The sequence below is a fragment of the Rhodococcus cercidiphylli genome, assembly GCF_033042225.1.
Lineage (GTDB): Bacteria > Actinomycetota > Actinomycetes > Mycobacteriales > Mycobacteriaceae > Rhodococcoides.
Map to the genome: position 1 here is coordinate 1 of NZ_JAWLKE010000031.1, position 500 is coordinate 500.

At 61.6% G+C, this 500-nt stretch carries 1 protein-coding gene; it reads left to right on the plus strand.

Translation table 11 applies throughout. The features are described from left to right. Nucleotides 1–5: 5 nt before the first annotated feature. Nucleotides 6–500: transposase (locus R3P95_RS26085; protein ID WP_317549904.1), on the plus strand; the 495-nt coding region annotated here is incomplete at its 3' end.

The window sequence follows — 500 nt, forward strand, 5'->3', positions numbered from 1 at the left end:
TCACAATGCCCCGTACCTATCCCATCGATGCGCGCCGACGACTGTGCGAACGCATGCTGGCCGGCGAACCGGTCACCGTGATCGCCGCCGAGACGGGCGTCTCGCAAGCGACATTGTTCAACTGGAAGAAGCAGGCGCTGATCGATGCCGGACGCCGAGCGGGTGTACAGAGCTTCGATGCCGACGAACTCGCCGCGGCACGCAAACGTATCGCCCAGCTCGAAGCGGAACTGAAACTTACTCGCGACGCCTGTGAATTGTTCAACGAGCAGGTGGTGGTGCCCCCAAAACACCGACGCGCGATCGTTGACGGGCTGATCGCGCGCGGATACTCGATCCGATCTTCCTGCCGGATAACAGGATTAGTCAGATCGAACTGGACATACAACCACGGCCGGAAACCCTCCGACCGGGAAATCCGCCGGCTGGTCGTCGGGGACACGATCGCTGAGATCTATCACCGATCCGCCGGTGTCTACGGCATTCTCCGGGTCCGAGCT